The organism is Micromonospora sp. NPDC049645 (assembly GCF_040675155.1).
Classification (GTDB): Bacteria; Actinomycetota; Actinomycetes; order Mycobacteriales; family Micromonosporaceae; genus Micromonospora.
The window spans coordinates 1,040,919-1,064,916 of sequence record NZ_JBFAOI010000001.1 but is presented as its reverse complement, the minus strand read 5'-3'; the positions used below and the strand labels follow the sequence as shown (position 1 = coordinate 1,064,916).

Here is a 23,998-nt window from a genome sequence, read left to right as displayed (position 1 = left end):
GACGGGGGGTGCACGACAACAAGCCTATCCCCGCCGACCGACAGTCACCCCCTTCCGCCCCAGGTCGGCCCGGCGCCCTCCAGCGCCCCGCGCCTTCCCGCGCCCCCGCGCCCCCGTGCCCTTCGCTCGTCCCGCGCCCCCGTGCCCTTCGCTCGTCCCGCGCCCCCGCGCCTTCGCACGTCCCGCGCCCCCGCGCCTTCGCACGTCCCGCGCCCCGCGCCTTCGCACGTCCCGCGTCCCGCGCCCCCGCGCCTTCCCGCGCCCCGCGCCCCGCGCCCCGCGCCCCGCGCCCCGCGCCCCGCGCCCAAGATCCGAGCAACTTCCCCGATGTTGCTGCCTCCAACACGCGGGAGACAGCAACATCCCGGAAACTGCGCGGATCTTGACCACAAACACCGCCCCCGAGAGACCGGGAGCGGGGTTTGGCGCGCCACCCGCCGCCAAGGTCACGCTCGAACCGGGATGTAGTGGCATCACCGGCGGCCGATGCCCCTACATCCCGGATATTTCGCGATCTTGACGGGAGCGCCCGGCGCGACGGGCCACGCAGGGATCTTGACCGTCGTGAACCGGCGTGGTCGGGTTTGGGGATGAGTCAGCAGTGGCGGGCACAGTTCGACGCGGAGGTGAGCTTCGCCAACGGTGGCGGGCTGCGCACCGAGGGGTTCCGGCTCGACATTCCCGGTCGGGAGATCACCGACGCCGACCTGGCGGCGTTGTTCGTCCGGCACCTCGGGCTGTTGATGGTCGCCGACGTCCGGATCAGCGCCAAGACGATCATCGAAGAACCACACAAGGGCGGCCGGGGTGTCGCCGTCGAGGAACCCGTCGCCGACCGTCGGCTGGTCGAGCTGAGCCACGTGATCAGCGACGGGATGACCACCCTGCCCGGTTGGCCGGGGCCCCGGATCACCGACTGGCTGACCTTCGCGACGTCCCGCGAGCGGTACGCGCCGGGCACCGAGTTCCAGGTGGCCCGGATCGACATGATCGCCAACACCGGCACGTACCTGGACACGCCCGCCCATCGCTGGTCCGGCGGCGCCGATCTGACCGGGGTGTCCCTGGACCGCCTCGCCGACCTGCCCGGGGTGGTGGTCCGGGTGCCGGCCGGCAGCCGAGCGGTGGACCGGTTGATGCTGGCCCCCTACGAGGTGGCCGGCCGGGCGGTGTTGCTGCACACCGGATGGGATACCCACTTCGGCACCGAGCGCTACGGCGCGCCGGATGCGCCGTACCTGACCGGGGACGCCGCCCAGGCGCTGGCCGACGCGGGGGCTGCGCTGATCGGCATCGACTCGATCAACATCGACGACATGAGCGCGGCGGCCGGCGGCGTACGCCCCGCGCACAGCACCCTGCTCGCCGCCGGCATTCCGATCGTGGAGCACCTGACCGGTCTGGACGCGTTGCCGCCGACCGGGTTCCGGTTCACCGCGGCCCCGCCGATGGTGGCCGGCATGGGCACCTTCCCGGTCCGCGCCTTCGCCGTCGTCACCCCCTGACCGACACGACACCACGACGGCCGGCCGCCCCGCGCCGGCCTCCTTCCGCCCCGCTCCGGGCCGGCACGGTGGTTGAGATCACGCCCGAAAACACCCTTTCGGAGGCAGTGGATCGCCCGGGGGCCCTCCAGACATCCGGTGCGCGCGGATACCATCCAGTAAGTCGGACAGCGCTGTCCTTCGTACCCACGTAAGGGAGCGCATCGTGACCGACCAGCACGACCACGACGGCCCGGACGCCGCACTGCGCGCCGACATCCGCCGACTCGGCACCCTGCTCGGCCAGACCGTGGCCCGCCAGGAGGGTCGCCCGCTACTCGACCTCGTCGAGGAGATTCGCGCCCAGGTCCGCACCGACGCCCCGGCGGCCGCCCAGCGGCTCGGCGGGCTCGACGTGACCACCGGCACGAAGCTGGCGCGCGCCTTCTCCACCTACTTTCACCTGGCCAACATCACCGAGCAGGTGCACCGCGCGCGGGATCTGCGTCGCCGCCGCGCGGTCCAGGGCGGCTGGCTGGACCAGGCCGCGAAGATGATCGCCGAGCGCGGGGTGCCGGCCGAGGAGATCGCCAACGCGGCGCGTCGGCTGGCGGTACGACCGGTCTTCACCGCGCACCCGACCGAGGCGGCCCGCCGCTCGATCCTGTCCAAGCTGCGGGCGATCGCCGACGAGTTGGACACCGAGACCGCCAACGCGATCCTCTACGGCGCCAGCGACGAGGGCCCGGCCAACCGCCGGCTCGCCGAGCTGCTGGACCTGATGTGGCAGACCGACGAGCTGCGGCTCGACCGGCCGGACCCGACGGACGAGGCCCGCAACGCGATCTACTACCTCCGCGACCTGTACGCCGAGGCCGCGCCGCAGGTGCTCGACGACCTGGCCGACACGTTGCGCACGCTCGGCGTGGAGACGTCACCGACGGCCCGCCCGTTGAGCTTCGGCACCTGGATCGGCGGGGACCGCGACGGCAACCCGTTCGTCACTCCGGCGGTCACCCGCGAGGTGCTGACCATCCAGCACGAGCACGGCATCGCGGCCACCGAGAAGGCGATGGACCAGCTCATCGACGAGGTGTCGGTCTCCCGCCGGCTGCGCGGGGTGTCCCTGGACCTCGCCGCCAGCCTCGCCGCCGACCTGGACGCGCTGCCCGAGGTGGCGCCACGCTTCCGCCGGGTCAACGCGGAGGAGCCGTACCGGCTCAAGGCACGCTGCGTGAAGGCGAAGCTCGCCAACACCCGGCTGAGGTTGCGCCAGGGCACCGCGCACGCGCCCGGCCGGGACTACCGCGGCTCCGCCGAGCTGATCGCCGACCTGGACCTGCTGCGCGCCTCGCTGGCCCGCAACTCCGGGCAGCTCACCGCCGTCGGTCGGCTGGCCTCCACCATCCGTACGGTCTCCGCGTTCGGGCTGCACCTGGCCACCATGGATGTCCGGGAGCACGCCGAGGCGCACCACGCGGTGCTCGCGCAGCTCTACGAGGCGGTCGGCGAGGTCTCCGACTACCCGGCGCTGACCCGGTTGGAGCGCACCAAGCTGCTCGCCGACGAGCTGACCGGCCGCCGCCCCCTGTCGACGGTGGACACGTCGCTGTCCGAGCCGGCCCGCAAGACGTTCGACGTGTTCGGCACCATCCGGGAGGCACAGGACCGGTTCGGCGCCGAGGTGATCGAGTCGTACATCATCTCGATGACCTTGGGTGTCGACGACGTGCTGGCCGCCGTGGTGCTGGCCCGCGAGGCCGGCCTGGTAGACGTGCACAGCGGGCGGGCCCGGATCGGGTTCGTGCCGCTGCTGGAGACGCCGGCCGAGCTGAACGCCGGTGGCGAACTCCTCGACGAGCTGCTGTCGCTGCCCGCGTACCGGGCCCTGGTGACCGCCCGCGGCGACGTGCAGGAGGTCATGCTCGGCTACTCCGACTCGAACAAGGAGGCCGGGATCACCACCAGCCAGTGGTCGATCCACCGGGCGCAGCGTGCGCTGCGCGACGTGGCCGCCCGGCACGGTGTGCACCTGCGGCTGTTCCACGGCCGGGGCGGCACGGTCGGGCGCGGCGGCGGGCCGACGCACGAGGCGATCCTGGCGCAGCCGTACGGCACGATGGACGGCGCGATCAAGGTGACCGAGCAGGGCGAGGTCATCTCCGACAAGTACACCCTGCCGTCGCTGGCGCGGGAGAACCTGGAGCTGACCCTGGCCGCCGTGCTCCAGGCGACCCTGCTGCACACCGCGCCCCGGCAGCCGGCCGAGATGCTGGAGCGCTGGGACGCGACGATGGACAAGGTCTCCGAGTCGGCGTTCCGGTCCTACCGGTCACTCGTCGAGGACCCGGACCTGCCCGCGTACTTCTGGGCGTCCACCCCCACCGAGTTGCTCGGCGCCCTGAACATCGGCTCCCGGCCGGCGAAGCGCCCGAACACCGGTGCGGGGCTGTCCGGGCTGCGGGCCATCCCGTGGGTGTTCGGCTGGACGCAGACCCGGCAGATCGTGCCGGGCTGGTTCGGTGTCGGCTCCGGGCTGGCCGCCGCCCGCGAGGCCGGCCTGGCGGACGTGCTGGCCGAGATGCACCGCAACTGGCACTTCTTCCGCACGTTCCTGTCGAACGTCGAGATGATGCTGACCAAGACCGACCTGAACATCGCCCGCCGGTACGTCGAGACGCTGGTGCCGAAGAAGCTGCACCCGATCTTCGAGCAGATCGAGCAGGAGTACGAGCTGACCAAGCGGGAGGTGCTGGCGGTGACCGCCTCGCCGGCCCTGCTGGAAAACTCGCCGGTGCTCCAGCGCACCCTGGCGGTCCGCGACACCTACCTGGAGCCGCTGCACCATCTCCAGGTGGCGCTGCTGCGCCAGTACCGGGAGTCGGGTGCCGCCGGGCGGGCGATCGCCACCGCCCCGGGGGGCCGACGCGCACCCAGCGACGGCACCGCTCTGGAACGCGCGCTGTTGACCACGGTGAACGGCATCGCCGCCGGCATGCGCAACACCGGCTGACCAGCCGAGAAGCCGGGCCGGCCACTGGCCCGTCGATCATGGAGTTGTGGTGCCCCCGGAAAGCCGCCAACAACGGCGAACCGGCCACCACAACTCCATGATCGGCCGGATTGGGCAGCGGTCAGAAGTCGCCGCCGCCGAAATCTCCGCCGCCGAAGTCTCCGCCACCGAAGCCGCCGCCGCCGAAATCGCCACCGGCGTAGTCCCCACCGGCGTAGTCGCCCCCGCCGAAGTCGCCACCCTGGTCGCCGCCGCCGAAGTCGCCACCCTGGTCGCCGCCGTCAGCGCCCTGGTCGACACCGTCACCGAAGCCCTCCTGGTAGCCGGCTTCGTAGCCGTACCCGGGGTCGGCGAAGGCGGGCGAGAACAGCGCGTCGGCGATCAGGATGCCGCCGAGCACACCGGCGCCGGCGCCCAGCGCCGTCTTCCACCACGGCGTCGAATACCACCCGGCGGGCACCGGTCGACCCTGATACCGCCCACCGGGGTAGTAGTAGGGCGTGTCCCGACCGGGTTGCGGCCCAGCCCGGAAGGTCTGCCCCTGCACGTCGACCTCGCGCTCCTTGGTGAGCTGTCCGACACCACGGGCGGCGGCCAGGGTCGGCAGCTCCGGGCCGGGGTCGATGCCCAGCGCCGTGCGCGCCGCCCGGATGTACGCCAGCCCCTCCAGCGCGGTTTCCCGGGCCAGCCCGAACTGGTGCGGCGTGGACGCCTGTTCCAGCTGGGAGCCCGCCGCGTTGTACCGCTCACCGGCGTCGGCCAGCGCCTGGCGTACCGCTGGTTCGTCGCCGTGCAGGTTCAGCAACTGGCCGCCGAGGCGCTCGTACCACCGTTGCGCCTCCGCGCGGGCGTCGCCGAGCTCGGTGCGCCGACGGGCACCGGCCTGGGCGCGGATGAGCGCCGCGGCGCCCAGCGCGCCGACCAGCACCACGACGAGGCAGAGCACAAGTTCCATGGCATCGAACGTACCCCCGGCTGTCACGTCGTATCCGTCTGGCAAGCTCCGGTGATGGACGTCTCGACGCTGCTCCTGGTGATCGTGTGCCTCGGTGCCGGCGGGGCGGTGGGCTGGCTCGCGGCCCGGTCCCGGTCGGCGGCCGACATCGCCCGGCTGGATGCCACCCTGGCCGCCACCCGGGAGGGCGAGGGCCGGCTGGAGCAGTCCATGCGGGCGCTGAGCTACGAGGCCACCGCCCAGTCCCAGGAGGCGGTGGCCCGTGCGGTCGCGCCGCTGCACGACAGCCTGCGTCGCTACGAGCAGCGGGTGGCCGAGTTGGAGCACGACCGCGTCGACGCGTACGCCGAGCTGCGGGAACAGGTCCGCTCGATGAACGCGGTCTCGGGTGAGCTGCGCACCGAGACCAAGCAGTTGGTGGCGGCGCTGCGCGCGCCGCAGGTGCGGGGCCGGTGGGGCGAGCACCAGCTGCGCCGGATCGTCGAGGCGGCCGGCATGCTGGAGCACTGCGACTTCTCCGAGCAGGTCACGGCCACCACCGACCAGCAGGTCGTCCGACCGGATCTGGTGGTCCGACTGCACGGGGGCCGGTCGGTGGTGGTGGACGCCAAGGCGCCGTTCGACGCCTACCTGACGGCCATGGAGGCCCGCGACGAGCGCGGCCGGGACACGTACCTCGACGCGCACGCGCGGCACCTGCGCGGGCACGTCGACGCGCTGGCCGCCAAGTCGTACTGGTCGGCGTTCGACAGTTCACCCGAGTTCGTGGTGCTGTTCGTCCCCGCCGACCCGTTCCTCGACGTCGCGCTCCAGCGAGACCCGACGCTGCTGGAGCACGCCTTCACCCGCAACGTGGTGCTCGCCACGCCGGCCACGTTGGTCGCCCTGCTGCGCACTGTCGCGTACTCGTGGCGGCAGGAGGCGCTGGCCCGCAACGCGCTCGCCGTGCACACCCTCGCCCGGGAGCTGTACGGCCGGCTCTCCACCCTGGGCGACCACGTGGGCAAGCTCGGCTCCTCGTTGGCCGGCGCGGTGACCGCCTACAACCGGGCGGTCGGCTCGTTGGAGGCCCGGGTGCTGGTCAGCGCCCGCAAGCTCGCCGAGTTGGGCGTCTCGGACGAGGAGTTGGCCACGCCGGCCCAGGTCGAGTTGACCCCGCGGCAGCCGCAGGCGCCCGAGCTGGCCGACCCGGCCGACGACGGGGCCCCGGCCCGCTAGCGCGGATCGTCAGGACCTGCTGGCCGCCGTCACGACGAACGGGGTGCCCTGCTGGCAGGTGGTCATCATGCCGGGCTCCACCCGGCCGGTGACCTCGACCCGCGCGCCCGGCCTCAGCACGTCACGCGGGCCGCCGACAAGCAGGTAACCGTCGAGCAGTACGCAGTTGGGCTCCACGCCACCCTGGAGGGTGCCGCTGAGCGTGGTGGCTCCGACGCCCGGGGGCGTGCTCGGGCCGCCCGGCTTCGGGGTGTTCGGGCGGGCCGGCACGGTGGGGGCGACGGTCGACGGCGTGGGGGTCGGGTCGGGCGTGGGCTGGCTGGTCACCGGCTGCGCTCCCGTGGGTGTCGGGGTGGGTGTGCCGCCCCCGACGCCCTGGCCGCCGCAGGCGCTCAGCGCCACGCAGACGGCCAGCGCGGGGACGGTGAGCCGAAGAGTCCTCATGCCGAATCTGACGTACGCCGACCCGGGTTCGTTCCCGTGTTCAGCCGCGCGCCGCGGCCTTCATGTCCCGCTTCAGCTCCTGCGGAAGCGAGAACGTGAGCCGCTCGTTGGCGGTGGTGATCTCCTCGACGTCGGCGAAACCCCGCGCGGCGAGGTGGGCCAGCACCTCCTGGACCAGGTCGTCCGGGACGCTCGCGCCGGAGGTCAGGCCGACCGTCGTGGCCCCCTCCAGCCAGGCGTCGTCGATCTCGTGCGCGAAGTCGACCAGGTGACCGGCGCGGGCGCCCGCGTCCAGGGCGACCTCGACCAGGCGAACCGAGTTGGAGGAGTTCGTCGAGCCCACCACGATCACCACGTCGCAGTCGGCGGCGATCTCCTTGACGACGTGCTGGCGGTTGGAGGTGGCGTAGCAGATGTCGTCACTGGGCGGGGACTGCAACAGCGGCAGCCGCTGCTTGAGCCGGGCCACCGTCTCCAGCGTCTCGTCGACCGAGAGCGTGGTCTGGGAGAGCCACACCACCTTCTCCGGATCACGGACGGTGATCTTGTCGGCGTCGTCCGGGCCGTCGACCAGTTGGATGTGCGCGGGGGCCTCACCGGCGGTCCCGATGACCTCTTCGTGCCCCTCGTGGCCGATGAGCAGGATGTCGTAGTCCTCGGCGGCGAAGCGCCGCGCCTCGTGGTGCACCTTGGTCACCAGCGGGCAGGTCGCGTCGATCGCCTTCAGCGAGCGCGCCTTGGCCTGCTCGTAGACCTCGGGCGCGACGCCGTGCGCGGAGAAGATGACGGTGGCGCCCTCCGGCACCTCCTCGTTCTCCTCCACGAAGATCGCGCCCTGGGCCTCCAGGGTCTGGACCACGTGCTTGTTGTGCACGATCTGCTTGCGCACGTAGATCGGGGCGCCGTAGAGCTTGAGCGCCTCCTCCACGGTCTGCACCGCGCGGTCGACTCCCGCACAGTAGCCGCGGGGCTTGGCCAGGAGCACGCGCTTGCCGGTCCGGTGAGTCGCCTGAGCCTCAGTCACCACCCCATCGTACGTGCCGCCCCCGAACCTCGACCCGGCCCACAACCCACCCCCAGGTCTTGTTGATCAAGAGGTTTGCGTCAGGAACTCGCCCAGCGCTGACGCAAACCTCTTGATCACCGGGTGGGTCCGTAGGGTGGGCGGGTGACTGTGGGCGGAGACGGGCGGGTGGGCGGCGGCGGGGCCAGCAGTGCGGAGGAGCCCTGGCCGGTGCGGGTGGTCAGCCAGAAGGTCGGGGCCTGGATCGCCAAGCTGGGCTGGGTGTGGGTGGACGGGCAGGTGGCGCAGATCAGCCGCCGCCCCGGTGCCAGCACGGTTTTCCTCACCCTGCGTGACCCGTCGGCCGACCTGAGTCTGACCGTCACCACCAACCGGGACGTACTGGACGCGGGTGCGCCGGAGCTTCGCGAGGGCGCCCGGGTGGTGCTGCACGCCAAGCCGGAGTTCTACGCCGCCCGGGGCACGCTGAGCCTGCGCGCCGACGAGATTCGCCAGGTGGGGCTCGGGGAGCTGCTGGCCCGGCTGGAGAAGCTCAAGAAGCTGCTCGCCGCCGAAGGGCTCTTCGACCGTGCCCGCAAGCGTCGACTGCCGTTCCTGCCCGGCCGGATCGGGCTGATCACCGGTCGCGCGTCGGCGGCGGAACGGGACGTGCTGACCAACGCCCGTCGGCGCTGGCCCGCGGTGGAGTTCCGCACGGTCAACGTCGCCGTACAGGGCCCCGCCGCGGTGCCGCAGATCGTCGACGCGCTCAAGGTGCTGGACGCCGACCCGAGCATCGACGTGATCATCATCGCCCGGGGTGGCGGCGGCATCGAGGACCTGCTGCCCTTCTCCGACGAGGCGCTCTGCCGCGCGGTGTTCGGCTGTCGTACCCCGGTGGTCAGCGCGATCGGCCACGAGACGGACGCGCCACTGATCGACTACGTCGCCGACGTCCGCGCCTCCACGCCGACCGACGCGGCCAAGCGGGTCGTCCCCGACCTCACCGAGGAGGTACGCCTCATCAGCCAGGCCCGGCACCGCCTCGAACGGGCGGTGCGCAACCTCGTCGACCGCGAGACGCACCGGCTCGACGGGCTGCGCTCCCGGCCGGTGCTGGCCCGGCCCCAGGTGATGGTGGAGCATCGGGCCACCGAGCTGACCGCGCTGCGGCAGCGGGCCGGCCGCTGCCTGGACCATCGGCTCACCGCCGCGGAGGACGACCTGCGGCACACCGTCGCGCGGCTGCGGGCGCTCTCCCCCGCCGCGACCCTCGACCGGGGGTACGCGATCGTGCAGCGCGCGGGCGGCCATGTCGTCCGCGCGGCGGCGGAGGTCGGCAAGGGCGACCCGTTGCGGGTACGACTGGCCGACGGTGAGCTGGCCGCCACGGTGGATGGCTGAGTGGCGACGCGGCGAGGCGGAGAGCGGTGTGCTGAGATGAACGCGATGACTGACGACACGAAGGCCGGGCCGGACGAGCGGCTCAGCTACGAGCAGGCCCGCGCCGAGTTGGCCTCGGTGGTGGAGCGGCTGGAGGCCGGCGGCACGTCCCTGGAGGAGTCGCTGGCGCTCTGGGAACGCGGTGAGGCGCTGGCGGTGATCTGTCAACGCTGGCTGGATGGCGCGCGGGCGCGGATCGACGCCGCCCGGCAGGAGCCGGCTTCCTGACCCGTGGGCGCGGGAACGACTCGAACCGCCGGTGGGACGGCCGGAGCCGCCCCACCCGCGTACGTCAGTTGAACAGGCTGTACAGCTCGGCCGGCGCCTCGACGACCTGGTTCGCCGGCGGCTTCTGCGCGGCGGTGGCGGCACCGTAGTCGGAGTACGTCATCCGGATCTCCTGGGCGGTGGTCTGCCCGGCGGCCGGCAACTGCAGCACCAGCTCGCTGAGGCGGCCCTGCGGATCCACCTTCGCGGTGAACGGGACGGTCTTCGCCTGGGTGCCCAACGCGGCGATGGTGGCGGCGTTCAGCGAGCCCGCCTCGGCGGCCTTGGTGACGTCGATGGTGCCGGCGTACGCGCCGGTGCCGGTGCTGCGGACCTCGGTGATGCCCTCGGTGAGGACCGCGCTGCCGGCCGGGTCGACCTTTTCGAAGTCGAAGCCGAGGTTACGGTTGCCCTTGATCCGGGCCTGGTCCAGGTGCTGGTACTTGCCCAGGTTGAGCTGCTTGATGGCGGGCAGGCTGTTGGCGGTGGGGCCGCTCAGCTCCAGCTTGACCCAGCTGTCCGGCTTGTAGTGGATCACGTCGAGTTTCATCGCCAGATCGGCCGACGGGCCACCGATGGATATCTTCATCGCCGCGCTCTGGCTCGGCTGGTGCACCAGCCCGTCGACCGTCGAGCCGGCGCCGGCCAGGGTGAACCGGAAGTTCCCGTTGCTGATCTCCTTGGTGGAGTCGAGCAAGGCCTGCTTGGCGTCGCCCGCCACCGGGGCGCCGGACGGGCTCGCCGTGCCGGACGCGCTCACCGTCGGGGACGGCGTCGAGCCGGTGGTGCCGGTTCCGCTGGCGCAGGCGGCCAGTGCGGGCGTGATCAGAGCGGCGGCTACCAGGCCGGCGCCGAGTCGTCGAACAGTCATGCGTGTCTCCCAAGGGGGTCACCCGACGACCTGAGGCGGCGCCGGAAACCGGGCGACGCAGCAGCACCGTCGGCTGCGTCGCGCGATCCGGACCGAGCAGCGCGCCCGGATCACTTCCTCCTTGTTCCCTGTCGACGCGTCGGACAATCACCCTTGGGGCTGGTTGCCCAGATTCGACGCCGGCGACCGCCCGACCCACCCACCGCTCAGCGCAGCGAGCCGGCCAGTTCGCGGAGTTCGTTGTCCCGGGCATCACCGACGACGATCACCGTGCGGGTCGGCTCCAGCAGCACCAACGCCTGCTGGTTTCCCCGGGCCGTGTAGAGCTGCCAGGTGCGCCCGGCCAGCTCGGTGGGGCCCTGCGGCTGGCCCTGACTGGTCAGCTCCGCGGGGAGCAGACGATCCGCCGGGACGTTGCTCTGCAACAGTTGGACCCCCCGCCCCTCCGGGGTGAGGTAGCCGATCCGCAGGTTCGCACCGTTCTCGACGGTCTGGTAGCGGGCGCTGACCGTCGACCACTCGGAGCTGAGCCCCTGCGGCTGGCTCACCGGGAAGGCGTTCGCCGACCGGGCCTGCTCGATCGCGGGAGCCGGATCGACGGTGGTGGGAGAGTCGCCGCCGAGGAACCCCCGGTAGAACGCCAGCAGGAGAGCGATTGGCACGAGCAGCACGAGCAGCGAGATCGCCATGTCCTTCGGCGACCGCTCGGACTTGGCGGCCACCGCCGGTGGCGGCGGCGGCGTCCGTTCGGTCGCGGCGGGCTCGCCACCCGGGCCGGCGGGGACGTCGACCGGCGGCTCGGCGGGGACGTGCACCGGCGGCTCGGCGGGGGCGTCGACCGGCGGCTGACCGTCGGGCGGCGTGCGGTCGGCGGGTACGCGATCGGCTGGCTGTGCGGGTTCCACCCCACTATCTTCGCAGCCGCCCGACCGGCGGTATCCGGGCCATCACCGCCCCGCGCCGACGCCCGGTCGGCGATCGTGTGAGGATCAGCGACAAAGCCGGCAGCGGGGACCTCCCCTCCGCCGGTCGTCCCCGCACCGTCGCGAGGAGGAGTAGCCGCCATGACGAACACCAGGACGCGGATCCCACAGGATCTCGACCGAAACCTCGCTCTCGACCTGGTCCGGGTCACCGAGGCCGCGGCGATGGCCGCCGGTCGGTGGGTCGGTCGGGGCGACAAGGAGGGCGGCGACGGAGCCGCCGTCGACGCGATGCGCAAGCTGATCAACTCGATCCAGATGCGCGGTGTGGTGGTGATCGGCGAGGGCGAGAAGGACAACGCCCCGATGCTCTTCAACGGCGAGCACGTCGGCGACGGCAGCGGCCCGGAGGTGGACGTGGCCGTCGACCCGGTCGACGGCACCACCCTGATGAGCAAGGGCATGCCGAACGCCCTGGCGGTGCTCGCCGTCTCCGAGCGGGGTGCGATGTTCGACCCCAGCGCCGTGTTCTACATGGAGAAGCTCGCCGTCGGCCCGGCGTACGCCGACGTGGTGGACATCAACGCCGGTGTGGCCGACAACCTGCGCCGGATCGCCAAGGTCAAGGGCACCGACGTCTCCGAGGTGACGGTCTGCGTACTGGACCGCAGCCGCCACGACGACCTGGTGGCCCAGATCCGCCGGACCGGGGCGGGCATCCGGTTCATCTCCGACGGCGACATCGCGGGCTCCATCGCGGCGGCCCGGGGCGAGTCGGACGTCGACGTGCTGATGGGCATCGGCGGCACCCCGGAGGGCATCATCTCCGCCTGCGCGCTGAAGTGCATGGGCGGTGCCATGCAGGCCAAGCTCTGGCCGCGCGACGAGCAGGAGCGGGAGAAGGCGATCGCCGCGGGGCACGACCTCGACCGGGTGCTGGGCACCGACGATCTCGTCACCGGGGACAACTGCTTCTTCGTGGCGACCGGGGTCACCTCCGGTGATCTGCTGCGCGGGGTGCGCTACCGGGCCGGTGGCGCGTACACCCAGTCGATCGTGATGCGTTCGAAGAGCGGCACCATCCGGGTGATCGACTCGTACCACCGGCTGGAGAAGCTGGCGCTCTACTCCGCTGTCGACTTCGACGGTCGTCCGCTGGCCGAGCAGGAGTGACCGCCGCCGACACGGCGACCCCGCCGACCCTCTCGGCCGCCCGCCGGATCACCGGCGTCGCGCTGGCGTCGGCTTCCGGGGTCGCGGTGGCGGTGCAGTCGCGCATCAACGGCGAGTTGGGGGTACGCCTCGCCGACGGTTTCGCCGCCGCCGTGGTCTCCTTCGGCATCGGCCTGCTGGTGCTGCTGGTGCTGGTGCCCGCGACCCCCGGCGGGCGGCGGGCCCTCGCCGCGACGCGGCGCGCGCTGCGGACCGGCGCGCTGCGGCCGTGGCAGTGCCTCGGCGGGGTGTGCGGGGCGTTCCTGGTGGCCACCCAGGGTCTCACCATCGGCACGTTGGGCGTGGCGGTCTTCACGGTGGCGGTGGTGGCCGGTCAGACCGGCAGCAGCCTCGCCGTGGACCGGGCCGGGATCGGGCCGACCGGTCGACAGTCGGTCACCCGTCAGCGGTTGGCCGGCGCGGTGCTCACCGTGCTCGCGGTCGGCCTGGCGGTCGGGGACCGTTTCGGCGACCCGGGCGCGCTGGTGCTGGCCCTGCTGCCGCTGCTCGCCGGGGTGGGCATCGCCTGGCAGCAGGCCGTGAACGGTCGGGTCCGGGCGGCCGCCGACAGCGCGTTGACCGCCACGCTGGTGAACTTCACCGTCGGCACGGTCACCCTGCTCGTCGCGTTCGCGATCGACACCGCCGTACGCGGTTGGCCGGCCGGCCAGTTGCCGACCGAGCCGTGGCTCTACCTGGGCGGCCCGATCGGCATCGTGTTCATCGCGATCGCCGCCGCGATCGTGCGCTTCACCGGTGTGCTGCTGCTCGGCCTGGCCACCATCGCCGGTCAGATCGTGGGCGCCGTCCTGCTGGACCTGATCCTCCCCACGGCGGCCTCGCACCCCGGCGTGAACACCCTGCTCGGGGCGGCGCTGACCATGGTGGCGGTGCTGATCGCCGCGCTGGCGCCGCCCGCTCGACGTATTCGCTGACCGCGACGACCCCGGCCCCTTCGCCGGTCCGGGCTCGCCGGTCGTCAGCCGGCGTCGGAGGAGTGCCCGGGAAAGAGATGGGCGCCCGGGTCGATGGCGACCGCCGCGTTGTTGACCGCCGTCGCCGCCTCACCGAAGCCGGTGGCGATGAGCCGGACCTTGCCCGGGTATTCGGTGATGTCGCCCGCCGCGAAGACCCGGGGCAGGTTCGTCGCCATCGCGCTGTCCACCAGGATGTGCCGGCGGTCCAGTCGCAGCCCCCACTCGGCGAGCGGACCCAGGTCGGCGGTGAAGCCGAGGGCGGCCACCACGACGTCCACCGGCAGCGTCTCGGTCGCGCCGCCGCGCACTGTCACCTCGGCGCCGGTCACCGCGCTGTCCCCGAGCAGTCTGGTGACCTCGGCGTTGACCACGACCCGCACCGGTAGGGACAGCACCCGGGCGACCGTCGACGCGTGCGCCCGGAACTTCTCCCGGCGGTGCACCAGGGTCACCGACCGGGCCAGGGGTTGCAGCGCCAGCGCCCAGTCGAAGGCGGAGTCGCCACCCCCGACGATCAGCACGTCCCGATCGGCCAGCTCGGTCGGCTCGGTGACGAAATAGACGATTCCCGAGCCGGGTGCGCCGTCGGCGCAGGGCAGCGGCCGAGGGCTGAAGCTCCCCAGCCCACCGGTGACCACGATCGCGCCGCACCCGAGCTGCTCGCCGCCGGCCAGACCGAGCACCGGGCGGTCGTCGGCGTACGAGAGTTTCTCGGCACGGGTGCCGAGCAGGTACTGCGGATTGAACGGGGCTGCCTGGGCAACCAGGTTGGCCACCAGGTCGCGGCCCTTGACGGCGGGAAAGCCGGCGACGTCGAGGATCAGCTTCTCCGGGTACATGGCGGTGACCTGGCCGCCCGGCTCCGGCAGCGCGTCGATCACCGCCACCGACAGCCCTCGGAAACCGGCGTAGTACGCGGCGAAGAGACCGGCCGGACCGGCCCCGATCACGGCGACATCGACCTCGCGCATGGCGTACCGTCGCTTTCCGCTCACGGATCAACGCTTGCTGATCTCGACGGTAGGCGGGCGATGACGGTCGGGCAAGCTACGTCCCAGGCGCGCCGGAGAATAGGGTCAGGGCAGGCTGAGCGTGGATCCGGAGTAGTCCGGGCCGTCCACGGCCGGTCGCCGCCGGCGGAACAGGATCGCCGCCACCACCCCGCCGAGCAGGCCGAACAGGTGACCCTGCCAGGAGATCCGCTCGTCGGTGGGGAGGATGCCGACCAGTTGCCACCCGTAGAGCAGACCGACCAGCAGGAAGACGGCGAAGTTCCACCAACTGCGCTCGACGATGCCCCGGGTCAGCAGGATGCCCAGGTAGCCGAAGATGACGCCACTGGCGCCGACCACCACCGAGTTGGGTGAGCCGGTGAACCACACGCCGAGCCCACTGACCAGGATGATGATCAGGGTCGACCAGAGGAACCGTCGGGCGCCGGCGGCGAGGACGAACGTGCCCAGCAGGATCAGCGGGATGCTGTTGCTGTAGAGGTGGTCGAAGCCGTGGTGCAGGAATGGAGAGAAGAAGACCCCGTCCAGCCCGTCGATGCGTTGCGGGATGATGCCGGCGGTGGCGTCCAGGCCGAACGCGAGCCCCTGGTCGACGGCCTCGATGAGAAACAGGAACGGGACCACCGCACACATGGCGACGAACGCCCGGCCGAGCGCGGCGTAGAACGCCTCGGTGCCGAACCGGAACGGGTCGCCGTTTGGCGGGTGCAGGGTCACTCCACAACTGCTATCAGCAAAAGCGGCCGACCGCCACTCACGTCCCGTCGGGGGTACGCGCGACGGCGGGGCGGGTGGTCGCCACCCGCCCCGCCGTCGGAACCCGTCAGTAGTGGCCGTTGTTCTGGAAGTAGCTCCAGGCGCCACAGGGCGTCTTGTACCTGCCCTTGATGTAGCCCAACCCCCAGATGATCTGGGTGGCCGGATTGGTACGCCAGTCGTCCGCGACCGAGCCCATCTTGCTGCCCGGCAACGACTGCGGAATGCCGTACGCGCCGGAGGACGAGTTGCTGGCCTTGTGGTTCCAGCCGCTCTCCTTGGTCCAGAGCTTCTCCAGGCAGGGGAACTCGGCGATACCGAAGCCCTTATCGATCATCAGGGCACAGCCGATCTTGCGGTTGCCGCTGTATTCCGCGCAGGACGCCGGGATGGGCCCGTCGTACGGCTTGGCGGGCGCGTTGGCCGCGGCGCGCTCGCGCTTGCGGGAGGCGGCGGCGGCTTCGGCCTTGCGGGCCCGCTCGGCGGCCTCCTTGGCGGCCTGGGCCGCCCGCAGCTTGGCCTGGTACTCGGCGGCCCGCTGCTTGGAGAACTGCACCTGGTGGGCGGCCTGCCGCTCACGCTGGTACGCGAGGTCGGCCCGGTCGACCTCAAGGCTGACCTGATCGGTCAGGCCCTGTTGCTGGGTTTCCCGGTCTTCGCCCAGGTAGAAGCCACCGGCAACGCCCACGGAGAGCAGCGCGACAGCAGCCGTACGGGCGCCCAACCGGCTCCACAGCCGACTCACGAAGTGGTCCCTTCGTCGGGAGCAAGGACGTGGCGCGACGCGGGCCACAGGTGGGCCGTCAGTCGTGCCACGAGCGCCCCGACCGGTTGCCGGTCGCGCCGACGCACCGACGGATGCCGATGTCGCTCGTCTCGCGACGAACGATCACCAACGATTCCGGTGGTGCGTGGACGCTCGTGGGACACGATTGCGCACAGTGAGGCTGATGGGAAACCAACCAGGCTGTTTGTGACCTGCGCCACACATAAAATGCGGACAAAATACCGCATAAGCCCCGTCAGATCGGAATGTCCTCCAAGAGGTCGGTGACCATCGCGGCGATCGGCGACCGCTCCGAACGGCTGAGGGTGACGTGCGCGAAGAGCGGATGGCCCTTGAGCGCTTCGATGACGGCGGTCACCCCGTCGTGCCGGCCGACCCGCAGATTGTCCCGCTGGGCGACGTCGTGGGTGAGCACCACCCGGGAGCCCTGCCCGATCCGGGACAGCACGGTCAACAGCACCCCGCGCTCCAGCGACTGGGCCTCGTCCACGATCACGTAGGCGTCGTGCAGGCTGCGCCCCCGGATGTGGGTCAGCGGCAGCACCTCCAGGATGCCCCGCGAGGTGACCTCCTCAAGCACGTTCTCGTGCACCACCGCGCCGAGCGTGTCGAACACCGCCTGGGCCCACGGCGACATCTTCTCCGACTCCGACCCCGGCAGGTAGCCCAACTCCTGGCCACCGACGGCGTACAGCGGGCGGAACACGATCACCTTCTTGTGCCGGCGGCGCTCCATCACCGCCTCCAGCCCGGCACAGAGTGCCAGGGCCGACTTGCCGGTGCCGGCCCGGCCGCCCAGCGAGACGATCCCGATCGACTCGTCCAGCAGCAGGTCGAGCGCGATCCGCTGCTCGGCTGAGCGGCCGTGCAGCCCGAACGCCTCCCGGTCGCCCCGGACCAGACGCACCGACTTGTCCGGCAGCACCCGACCGAGCGCGGAGCCGCGCGCCGAGTGCAGCACCAGACCGGTGTGGCAGGGCAGCCCGGCCGCCTCGTCGAGGTCGAGCGTCTCACCGGCGTACAGCTGGCCGATCTGCTCCTCGCTCAACTCCAGCTCCGACATGCCCGTCCAGGTCGGGTCGCTGGCCTGGCCGTGGCGGTACTCGTCGGCGCGTAGACCCACCGAGGCGGCCTTGACCCGCAGCGGCATGTCCTTGCTGACCAGGGTCACCTCCCGCCCCTCGGCGGCGAGGTTGAGCGCGACCGAGAGGATCCGGGCGTCGTTGCTCTCGGTGCGGAACCCGGGCGGCAGGACGCCGTCGTCGGTGTGGTTGAGCTCCACCCGCAGGGTGCCACCGACGTCGTTGGCGGGCACCGGACGGTCAAGCCGGCCATGCCGGACCCGCAGGTCGTCGAGCATCCGCAGCGACTGCCGGGCGAACCAGCCCAGCTCCGGATGGTGCCGCTTGCCCTCCAGCTCGGTGATGACCACCAGGGGCAGCACCACCTCGTGTTCCGCGAACCGGTGGAACGCCGCCGGGTCGGAGAGCAGCACCGAGGTGTCCAGGACGAAGGCCTGGCCGGCTGGTCGTGGCTCCTTGGGGTCGGCCGGCGCGGCGGCCGCCGAACGGCGGCTCCTGGTGGCGCGGCGGGTCGTGGCAGTCGCGGCCGGGGTCTGGTCGGCACCGGCGGTGGTACGGCGAGTCGTCACAGGCCTGCTCCGACGGATGGGCACCCGCCACCCGTGTTCCGCCTCCTCCGGTGCCCGGGGACACGGGGTCGGATGCGGAACCCCGTGCGCGAGGTCGCAGATCCGGGCGGACCGGCTGGCTCGGGAGAACCCCGTGCCATGCCTAGACGCTATCCCCGCCGGACCCTCGCGGCTAGAGGTCGAACGTGGATCTCCCGAGACACGCTCGTGAACACCGCTTCGGCGGAGCCCGTACCAGCCGAAAGGCGGTGCGGGCGGCACGGCGGAACCGGCCGGGATGCATGCCCCCTGCGCGCATCCCGGCCGGTGGGGTCACCGTCACCGGTCTGACGTGACCCCGACGGTGCGTGTCCGCCGCGGACGACGCACCGTGCTCGTGGCGCCGGTCGGCGGGCGCGACCCGCCGGCCGACCTCACCCGGTACGTCGGACGAGCGTGCCGGTCGGGTGCCGCCCGGTGATCGGGGCGGCCGGCGCGCTGAACGACGAGCCGGTGTACGTGGTGCCGGGGCGGGCGACGGTGCCGGCGGAGCGGACCGCGCCGGCCGACGAGACCGACAGGGCCGAGGCGATCGCGGCCTGGGCGTCGCGGCGACGCCGGTTCCAGGCGCCCCGGTCGCCGTCGAAGTAGCCCTGCCGGTAGCCGAAGCGGTAGCCGATGCGGTAGCTGAGCTGCCCGTGCAACCGGCCGGCCGCGTAGCTGGTGGCCCCGAGCACCAGGACCAGGAACACCGCGAGGAAGGGGCTCATCGGGCGGCTCCGGCCCAGCCGGGACGCCAGGTCATCGCTCCTCCGGCTCGATCGTGGTGGGGTCGGCGACCAGCAGCCGGTCCAGGTCGTCGGTGCTGACCTCCTCGACCAGCTCGACGCTGATCCGGCAGCCGTCGAGCACCACCTCGGCCACCGAGGAACGGCGGATCTCGCCGCCGGCGTCGTAGACCCGGACGCTCAGCTCCGGGCAGCCGAGATGCGTACGCCAGGCGTTCCACTCGGCGCGATCGCCGACGCTCAGCGACAGGTAACGGCAGCCTCGGGCGAGGTAGAGGCGCCAGGGGGCGGTCAACCCGGCGGCGACCCCCTCGGCGATCAGCCCGAAGGCCTGGGCGCGGGTGGCGAGCTCGGTCACCACGACCCCCCGGCACCGGGGGCGTGACGCATGTGAGCACCAATCGTCTCATGCACGTGACACACCGTAGATTGTCCCATGGGCGTGACAGTATCAGCTTTTCAGCCGCTTACGTTCGCCACTACGTTCATCTATTCTGCCCGCGTGACACCCCTCAACAGTGGCACTGACTCGTTTACCGGAAATCCGAAGCACCCGTCACGTCTGCGTGACAGTGGCGAGCCGGGGCACCCACCCACCTCCGGCTGGCCGTACGGTCACGGGGTGACCGAGACGGCCAATGCGCGGAAGATCGCCTACGCCACCTTCGTCCGACGGGCCCTGGACGAGGCGCGAGCGACCCGAGCCTGGAGCGGCACCGAGGTGTCCCGGCGCACCGGCGTCTCCCGGCAGACCATCAACCGATGGGTCCGGGGCGACTGGGCCAGCGACCCGGAGGCCGAACGGGTGGTCGCCTTCTGCGAGGGCCTGGGCCTGAATCCGGCCGCCGCCTTCGCCGCGCTCGGCTGGGACCGCACCGCGGCCGGTCCGCGCCCCGGCCAGGCCGCCCCTCCGATGGACCCCGACGTGGAGGCGCTGCTGCGCCGTCTGGTCGACCCGCAGGTGTCGGACGCGGAGAAGTTCCACATCCGCGAAACCATCAGATACCTCGCATACCGCCCAACGTTGCCGGTCGATGTCCGAAAAAGGGGCAATCAGGCAGGCTAGTTCCTCAGATAGCGAAAGAACGCCTGGTCAGGTTCATTCGTTTACCTCCGGGGCTGGAACGGGCACGCTAGCGTCCCTATTCGTACTGCTTGGGCTCGTCATCGGCGGGGGGACGGGACAAGGCCGAACCCAGCCCTGCGGGACAGAAGGAGGGGTCTGTCCATGACCCTGAAGTGGTTGGCAGTCGTGGTCGCGACCGTGTCGGTGACACTGTGGGCGACCGGAAACACAGTGACCCTCGCGGTCGACGGCGGGCAGCTTCCGCTGCTCGTCAACCTCTTTGCGCTCGTCACCGCCGGCACCGCGGTCGTCCTGGCCGTCGTCGCCGAGCTGCACGAGCGACTCAACAACCGAATCAGCGCGCTCACCGAGTTCCTGGTGGCACGGCTCAACGAGATCGAGAACCACACCGGTGATCGCAACACCGGGTTCGTGGAGGGCTACCTGTTGAGCCACGGTCAGGAGGCCGCGGTGGTGCCGTTCGGGCGGCGCGGACGAGGAGCCGCCGAACGCTGATCGCCTACCGCCCAACCGGGTCGCTCGGCCAGGAATGAGCCTGGATCGCCGGGGTACGCTGACGCGCGTGCCGCCGTTGAATCTGGGCAATCAGCAGCCGAAAACCCCGTTGAACGCCGACCATGCCTGGCGGATAACCGCCAGCCGGGCGGCCGGGACCGTGCTCTTCTTCGACTTCGACGGCACACTCGCGCCCGTCGACGACGATCCGACCGCGGTACGCCCGGCACCCACGGCGCTGACCGCGATCGAGGCACTGGCCCCGGTCGTGCAGCGGATCGCGATCGTCTCCGCCCGACCCGTCGAGTTCCTTCGGGACCAGCTCGGCGGGCTCGCCGGCGTGGACCTCTACGGCCTCTACGGCCTGGAGCACAGCCACTCCGGCGGGGAGACCGTCACCGAACCGGCCGCCTTGCCGTGGGTGCCGACCATGGCCGAGCTGGCCGACCTGGCTCGGGCGGAGCTGCCGCCCGGCACGCTCGTGGAGTACAAGCGGCTCTCGGTCGCGCTGCACTGGCGTACCGCCCCGCAGCTCGGCTCGACCGTGCAGCAGTGGGGGCAGGCGCAGGCGGAACGGCTGGGGTTGCGTTCGCAGGCCGGGCGGATGGTGCTGGAGCTCAAGCCGCCGGTCGACCGGGACAAGGGCATGGTGATCGGCGAGGCGATCAAGGGCGCCACCGGCGCCTGGTACTTCGGCGACGATGTCTCCGACATCAAGGCCTTCGCCGCGCTGCGCGCCCGCGCCGCCGCCGACCCGGACTTCCTCGGCGTCTGCGTGGCCGTGGCCAACCCGGAGACCGGCCAGGAGGTGGCCAACGCTGCCGACCTGACCATCGAGTCGCCGGCCGCGCTGGGCGACTTCCTCACCCGGGCGCTGACCCACCTGCCGTGACCAACCTGCCGTGACCAACCTGCCCGAGCGGCGACCGAGCAGGTCGCCGCCGGGTCAGGCGCCGTAGCGGCGTTGCCGGGTGGCGTACGAGCGCAGCGCCCGCAGGAAGTCGATGTGCCGGAAATCCGGCCAGTTGAGTTCGCAGAAGTAGAACTCCGAGTGCGCGGACTGCCAGAGCATGAAACCGGACAACCGCTGCTCGCCGCTGGTGCGGATGACCAGGTCGGGGTCGGGCTGCCCCCGGGTGTAGAGGTGCTCGGCGATGTGCTCGACGTCCAGCACCTCGGCCAGTTCCTCAAGCGTGCCGCCGGACGCGGCGTGCTCCAGCAGCAGCGACCGGACCGCGTCGGTGATCTCCCGGCGACCGCCGTAGCCAACCGCGATGTTGACCTCCGCGCCGCCGGTGCGTTCGCGGGTGCGCTCCTCGGCACCCTTGAGCGCCGCCGCGGTCTGCGCCGGCAGCAGGTCGAGCGCCCCGACGATGCGCAGCCGCCAGGGGTTGCCCTCCTCGGCCAGCTCCACCGCCAGATCCTCAATGATCTTGAGGAGCGGATCCAGCTCACTGGCCGGACGACGAAGGTTGTCGGTGGCCAGCAGATAGAGGGTCACGTGCCCGACGCCGGCCTGGTCACACCAGCCGAGGACATGCTTGATCTTCGCGGCGCCGACCCGGTGCCCGTCGTTCGGGTCGACGAAGCCCATCTCCCTGGCCCATCGGCGGTTGCCGTCGCACATCACCCCGACGTGCCGGGGCACCGGCTTACCCGCGAGCTTCGCCGTGAGCCGGCGCTCGTACACGGAGTAGATAAGGTTCCGCAGCGTCATCACCTAGCAGCGTAGCGACCCTTCAGCCGGTTCACTGCCTCGGAGCCCCATCCCCGCCGCGCAGACCGATGCCGATCATCGCCAGCGTACGAGCAGTGAGGCGTCCGTCACCCAATCCCAGCTCGACGACGTCGTAGAACACCCGGTCGTCCCCACGGGCGGCCCGCACCGCCGCGTCCACCACCCGACGCCGCCGCGCCAACCAGGCCGCGACCGAACTGTGCCGCAGGTGGGTGCCGAGGCGACGACGCAACCCGTGGGCGTAACGGCCGGCCGCGCCGTCCGGCGTCCGCGCCGCCGCCGAGCCGGCCAGCGCACCGGAGAGCAGCGCGTAGAAGATCCCCTCCCCGGTGAACGGATTGATCAGTGACAGCGCGTCCCCGGCCAGCAGCGTCCGGCCCCGCCCCGGCGTCGGCCGGTGGGTGGACAGCGGCAGGTGATGGGCGCGCAGCGCGGTGACGGTCGCCAGGTCGGTGCCGGGCAGCAGCGCCGCCAGCCGGTCCAGCAGATAGGCACGGCTCAGCGGCTCACCGCGCAGGACCTCCCCGTACCCGACGTTCGCCCGACCGTCACCGATCGGGAACGACCAGGCGTACGCCGGCCAGCGCGCCTTCGACGTGACGATGAGCTGCTCGGACGGGCCGGGCAGCGCCGGGGCGTACCCCCGGATGGCCAGCGCGAGGTGCCGGTCCGGGTTCTGCGGGTGCCCGAGCGCCCGACGCACCACCGAGCCGGCACCGTCCGCGCCGATCACCACCCGCCCGGACAACTGCCCGTCGAGCACCACCCGGTCGGCGCGCGGCTCGACCCGGCGCACGGTGTGTCGGCGCAGCTGCGCCCCGGCGGCCACGGCAGCCGCCACCAGCCGCGCGTCGAAGACCTCCCGGGGCACGGTGTACGCGGGTCGGGGCAGCGCCCGAGCCACCGCACCGCCACCCGGGGCGATCATGCGCAACGCCGGCAGTGGGGCGTAGCCCGCCACCGCCTCGGTCACCCCCAGCTCGGCGAGCACGTCAACCGAGTGCGCGGCGATCCCGTCACCACACGCCTTGTCCCGGGGAAAGTCGGCCCGGTCCAGCAGTAACACGCTGGCACCCGCCCGGCGCGCCGTCAGTGCGGCGGCCGCCCCGGCCGGCCCCGCGCCCACCACCACCACGTCGAACTCGTCGCCCACCGCGCGCCTCCCTCCGGCCGGCGCGACTGCTCCCGCACCGCCCCCGACGATCCACCTGCGCCGCCCACGCCGACAGCTGTGACCGAAGCCACCCCGCCATCCTGCCCCCTGCCCGCCCGCGCAGGCCGCTCCCGCACGGCGCGGTTTTTCTGGTCGACGGCAGAGAGCACCGGCCCGCCACGGACCGGCACGCCTGTTCGGGTGCCTGTAGACCTGCCCCATATCTGGGGCGCCGACCACCCCGGAGCAACCGACCACCACCCCTCCGCCAACCCTCCGCCAACCCCGTCAGAAACCGCGACCGGCTCCCCCGACCGGGCACGCCCCCACCACTCCGGAGCGGCACCTCGGCCGACCTCCCAGGGCCAGTCCGCATGATCGTGCTCGAACCAGGAAGTAGTGGTGTCGGCATATCGATGAGGCCACTACTTCCCGGTTCCAGCACGATCTTGGTGTGGATCGGCGCGGCGTAGGAAGCACGGACGCGGAACGCACGACGTAGGAAACACGGACGCGGGGCACACGGCGTAAGACGCACGGACGCGGGACACACGGGCGCGGTACGCAGGGACGTAGGACGTAGGACGTAACGGACGTAGGCCCCACGGACGTGGGCCGCACAGACGCAGGACGTCACGGACGTAGGGCCGACGGACGTGGGCCGCGCAGGGTGGGCCGCACAGACGTAGGCCCCACGGATGTGGGCCGCACAGACTTAGGCCCCACGGACGTGGGCCGCAC

General features: G+C 72.0%; 23 protein-coding genes. 10 read left to right on the top strand and 13 right to left on the bottom strand.

From position 1 onward, the window contains the following. The first annotated feature begins 590 nt into the window (after window positions 1-590). The gene (locus AB0J33_RS05010; RefSeq protein WP_363609914.1) at window positions 591-1,505 is read left to right on the top strand and encodes a cyclase family protein; all 915 of its coding nucleotides are present in this window, start codon (window positions 591-593) and stop codon (window positions 1,503-1,505) included. A gap of 205 nt (window positions 1,506-1,710) precedes the next feature. After that, entirely contained in the window at window positions 1,711-4,497 is a 2,787-nt protein-coding gene (gene ppc / locus AB0J33_RS05005; protein WP_363609912.1) for a phosphoenolpyruvate carboxylase, read from the top strand. A 121-nt stretch (window positions 4,498-4,618) separates the two neighbouring features. Here the strand turns inward: ppc and AB0J33_RS05000 are convergent, their stop codons facing one another. Continuing rightward, the gene (locus AB0J33_RS05000; protein ID WP_363609910.1) at window positions 4,619-5,452 is read right to left on the bottom strand and encodes a hypothetical protein; all 834 of its coding nucleotides are present in this window, start codon (window positions 5,450-5,452) and stop codon (window positions 4,619-4,621) included. 54 nt (window positions 5,453-5,506) lie between these two features. Here AB0J33_RS05000 and AB0J33_RS04995 point away from each other — a divergent pair, with 54 nt between their 5' ends. After that, complete coding sequence (locus AB0J33_RS04995) at window positions 5,507-6,670, top strand: DNA recombination protein RmuC (RefSeq protein WP_363609908.1); 1,164 nt, start codon at window positions 5,507-5,509, stop codon at window positions 6,668-6,670. A gap of 9 nt (window positions 6,671-6,679) precedes the next feature. Here the strand turns inward: AB0J33_RS04995 and AB0J33_RS04990 are convergent, their stop codons facing one another. Together AB0J33_RS04990 and AB0J33_RS04985 are read right to left on the bottom strand one after the other, a co-directional pair. Then, window positions 6,680-7,114: a hypothetical protein gene (locus AB0J33_RS04990; RefSeq protein WP_363609906.1), complete on the bottom strand. Its 435-nt coding sequence runs from the start codon at window positions 7,112-7,114 to the stop codon at window positions 6,680-6,682. A gap of 40 nt (window positions 7,115-7,154) precedes the next feature. Further along, entirely contained in the window at window positions 7,155-8,138 is a 984-nt protein-coding gene (locus AB0J33_RS04985) for a 4-hydroxy-3-methylbut-2-enyl diphosphate reductase (protein ID WP_363609904.1), read from the bottom strand. Between the two features lie 150 nt (window positions 8,139-8,288). Between AB0J33_RS04985 and xseA the strand changes: the two genes are divergently transcribed. Together xseA and AB0J33_RS04975 are read left to right on the top strand one after the other, a co-directional pair. Beyond that, window positions 8,289-9,521, top strand: a complete 1,233-nt coding sequence (gene xseA, locus AB0J33_RS04980; protein ID WP_363610246.1) for an exodeoxyribonuclease VII large subunit — start codon at window positions 8,289-8,291, stop codon at window positions 9,519-9,521. A 45-nt stretch (window positions 9,522-9,566) separates the two neighbouring features. Further along, the gene (locus tag AB0J33_RS04975) at window positions 9,567-9,788 is read left to right on the top strand and encodes an exodeoxyribonuclease VII small subunit (protein WP_030328827.1); all 222 of its coding nucleotides are present in this window, start codon (window positions 9,567-9,569) and stop codon (window positions 9,786-9,788) included. A 64-nt stretch (window positions 9,789-9,852) separates the two neighbouring features. On the opposite strand, the gene AB0J33_RS04970 is transcribed toward AB0J33_RS04975, so the two are convergent. Both AB0J33_RS04970 and AB0J33_RS04965 read right to left on the bottom strand, forming a co-directional pair. Continuing rightward, complete coding sequence (locus tag AB0J33_RS04970) at window positions 9,853-10,698, bottom strand: hypothetical protein (RefSeq protein WP_363609901.1); 846 nt, start codon at window positions 10,696-10,698, stop codon at window positions 9,853-9,855. A 206-nt stretch (window positions 10,699-10,904) separates the two neighbouring features. Then, window positions 10,905-11,603: a DUF4245 family protein gene (locus tag AB0J33_RS04965; RefSeq protein ID WP_363609899.1), complete on the bottom strand. Its 699-nt coding sequence runs from the start codon at window positions 11,601-11,603 to the stop codon at window positions 10,905-10,907. A gap of 159 nt (window positions 11,604-11,762) precedes the next feature. Here AB0J33_RS04965 and glpX point away from each other — a divergent pair, with 159 nt between their 5' ends. Both glpX and AB0J33_RS04955 read left to right on the top strand, forming a co-directional pair. Beyond that, on the top strand, window positions 11,763-12,794 hold the full coding sequence (gene glpX, locus AB0J33_RS04960; RefSeq protein WP_363609897.1) for a class II fructose-bisphosphatase: 1,032 nt from the start codon (window positions 11,763-11,765) through the stop codon (window positions 12,792-12,794). Beyond that, window positions 12,791-13,768, top strand: coding sequence for a DMT family transporter (locus AB0J33_RS04955; RefSeq protein WP_363609895.1), 978 nt, complete (start codon window positions 12,791-12,793; stop codon window positions 13,766-13,768). Before glpX ends, AB0J33_RS04955 begins: the two co-directional genes overlap by 4 nt. A gap of 44 nt (window positions 13,769-13,812) precedes the next feature. On the opposite strand, the gene AB0J33_RS04950 is transcribed toward AB0J33_RS04955, so the two are convergent. From AB0J33_RS04950 to AB0J33_RS04925, 6 genes are all read right to left on the bottom strand, one after another. Beyond that, window positions 13,813-14,781: an NAD(P)/FAD-dependent oxidoreductase gene (locus AB0J33_RS04950; RefSeq protein WP_363610244.1), complete on the bottom strand. Its 969-nt coding sequence runs from the start codon at window positions 14,779-14,781 to the stop codon at window positions 13,813-13,815. 105 nt (window positions 14,782-14,886) lie between these two features. Further along, window positions 14,887-15,540, bottom strand: a complete 654-nt coding sequence (locus AB0J33_RS04945; RefSeq protein ID WP_363609893.1) for a rhomboid family intramembrane serine protease — start codon at window positions 15,538-15,540, stop codon at window positions 14,887-14,889. A gap of 106 nt (window positions 15,541-15,646) precedes the next feature. Beyond that, window positions 15,647-16,324, bottom strand: a complete 678-nt coding sequence (locus tag AB0J33_RS04940) for a lytic transglycosylase domain-containing protein (protein ID WP_363609891.1) — start codon at window positions 16,322-16,324, stop codon at window positions 15,647-15,649. A gap of 277 nt (window positions 16,325-16,601) precedes the next feature. Beyond that, window positions 16,602-18,017 (bottom strand): PhoH family protein, encoded by a 1,416-nt coding sequence (locus tag AB0J33_RS04935; protein ID WP_354972030.1) that lies wholly within the window; start codon window positions 18,015-18,017, stop codon window positions 16,602-16,604. Between the two features lie 413 nt (window positions 18,018-18,430). Then, a complete protein-coding gene (locus AB0J33_RS04930) occupies window positions 18,431-18,766 on the bottom strand; it encodes a hypothetical protein (protein ID WP_363609889.1) in 336 nt (111 codons plus the stop codon). 31 nt (window positions 18,767-18,797) lie between these two features. Further along, window positions 18,798-19,142, bottom strand: a complete 345-nt coding sequence (locus tag AB0J33_RS04925) for a hypothetical protein (RefSeq protein WP_030328857.1) — start codon at window positions 19,140-19,142, stop codon at window positions 18,798-18,800. 264 nt (window positions 19,143-19,406) lie between these two features. Between AB0J33_RS04925 and AB0J33_RS04920 the strand changes: the two genes are divergently transcribed. The 3 genes from AB0J33_RS04920 (at window position 19,407) to otsB (ending at window position 21,258) form a co-directional block, all read left to right on the top strand. Further along, the gene (locus tag AB0J33_RS04920; protein WP_363609886.1) at window positions 19,407-19,850 is read left to right on the top strand and encodes an XRE family transcriptional regulator; all 444 of its coding nucleotides are present in this window, start codon (window positions 19,407-19,409) and stop codon (window positions 19,848-19,850) included. A gap of 162 nt (window positions 19,851-20,012) precedes the next feature. Next, window positions 20,013-20,366: a hypothetical protein gene (locus AB0J33_RS04915; RefSeq protein ID WP_357763151.1), complete on the top strand. Its 354-nt coding sequence runs from the start codon at window positions 20,013-20,015 to the stop codon at window positions 20,364-20,366. Between the two features lie 67 nt (window positions 20,367-20,433). Further along, complete coding sequence (otsB, locus tag AB0J33_RS04910) at window positions 20,434-21,258, top strand: trehalose-phosphatase (protein ID WP_363609884.1); 825 nt, start codon at window positions 20,434-20,436, stop codon at window positions 21,256-21,258. A gap of 54 nt (window positions 21,259-21,312) precedes the next feature. On the opposite strand, the gene AB0J33_RS04905 is transcribed toward otsB, so the two are convergent. Together AB0J33_RS04905 and AB0J33_RS04900 are read right to left on the bottom strand one after the other, a co-directional pair. Then, window positions 21,313-22,083, bottom strand: coding sequence for an isoprenyl transferase (locus AB0J33_RS04905; RefSeq protein ID WP_363609882.1), 771 nt, complete (start codon window positions 22,081-22,083; stop codon window positions 21,313-21,315). A 31-nt stretch (window positions 22,084-22,114) separates the two neighbouring features. Then, the gene (locus AB0J33_RS04900; protein ID WP_363609880.1) at window positions 22,115-23,257 is read right to left on the bottom strand and encodes a geranylgeranyl reductase family protein; all 1,143 of its coding nucleotides are present in this window, start codon (window positions 23,255-23,257) and stop codon (window positions 22,115-22,117) included. Window positions 23,258-23,998 lie beyond the last annotated feature (741 nt).

Excerpts from the sequence above, each read along its gene's own strand:
- AB0J33_RS05010 (WP_363609914.1), top strand. The coding sequence starts at position 591 with ATGAGTCAGCAGTGGCGGGCACAGTTCGACGCGGAGGTGAGCTTCGCC.
- AB0J33_RS05000 (WP_363609910.1), bottom strand. The coding sequence starts at position 5,452 with ATGGAACTTGTGCTCTGCCTCGTCGTGGTGCTGGTCGGCGCGCTGGGC.
- AB0J33_RS04995 (WP_363609908.1), top strand. The coding sequence starts at position 5,507 with ATGGACGTCTCGACGCTGCTCCTGGTGATCGTGTGCCTCGGTGCCGGC.
- AB0J33_RS04990 (WP_363609906.1), bottom strand. The coding sequence starts at position 7,114 with ATGAGGACTCTTCGGCTCACCGTCCCCGCGCTGGCCGTCTGCGTGGCG.
- AB0J33_RS04975 (WP_030328827.1), top strand. The coding sequence starts at position 9,567 with ATGACTGACGACACGAAGGCCGGGCCGGACGAGCGGCTCAGCTACGAG.
- AB0J33_RS04970 (WP_363609901.1), bottom strand. The coding sequence starts at position 10,698 with ATGACTGTTCGACGACTCGGCGCCGGCCTGGTAGCCGCCGCTCTGATC.
- glpX (WP_363609897.1), top strand. The coding sequence starts at position 11,763 with ATGACGAACACCAGGACGCGGATCCCACAGGATCTCGACCGAAACCTC.
- AB0J33_RS04950 (WP_363610244.1), bottom strand. The coding sequence starts at position 14,781 with ATGCGCGAGGTCGATGTCGCCGTGATCGGGGCCGGTCCGGCCGGTCTC.
- AB0J33_RS04930 (WP_363609889.1), bottom strand. The coding sequence starts at position 18,766 with ATGAGCCCCTTCCTCGCGGTGTTCCTGGTCCTGGTGCTCGGGGCCACC.
- AB0J33_RS04915 (WP_357763151.1), top strand. The coding sequence starts at position 20,013 with ATGACCCTGAAGTGGTTGGCAGTCGTGGTCGCGACCGTGTCGGTGACA.
- AB0J33_RS04905 (WP_363609882.1), bottom strand. The coding sequence starts at position 22,083 with ATGACGCTGCGGAACCTTATCTACTCCGTGTACGAGCGCCGGCTCACG.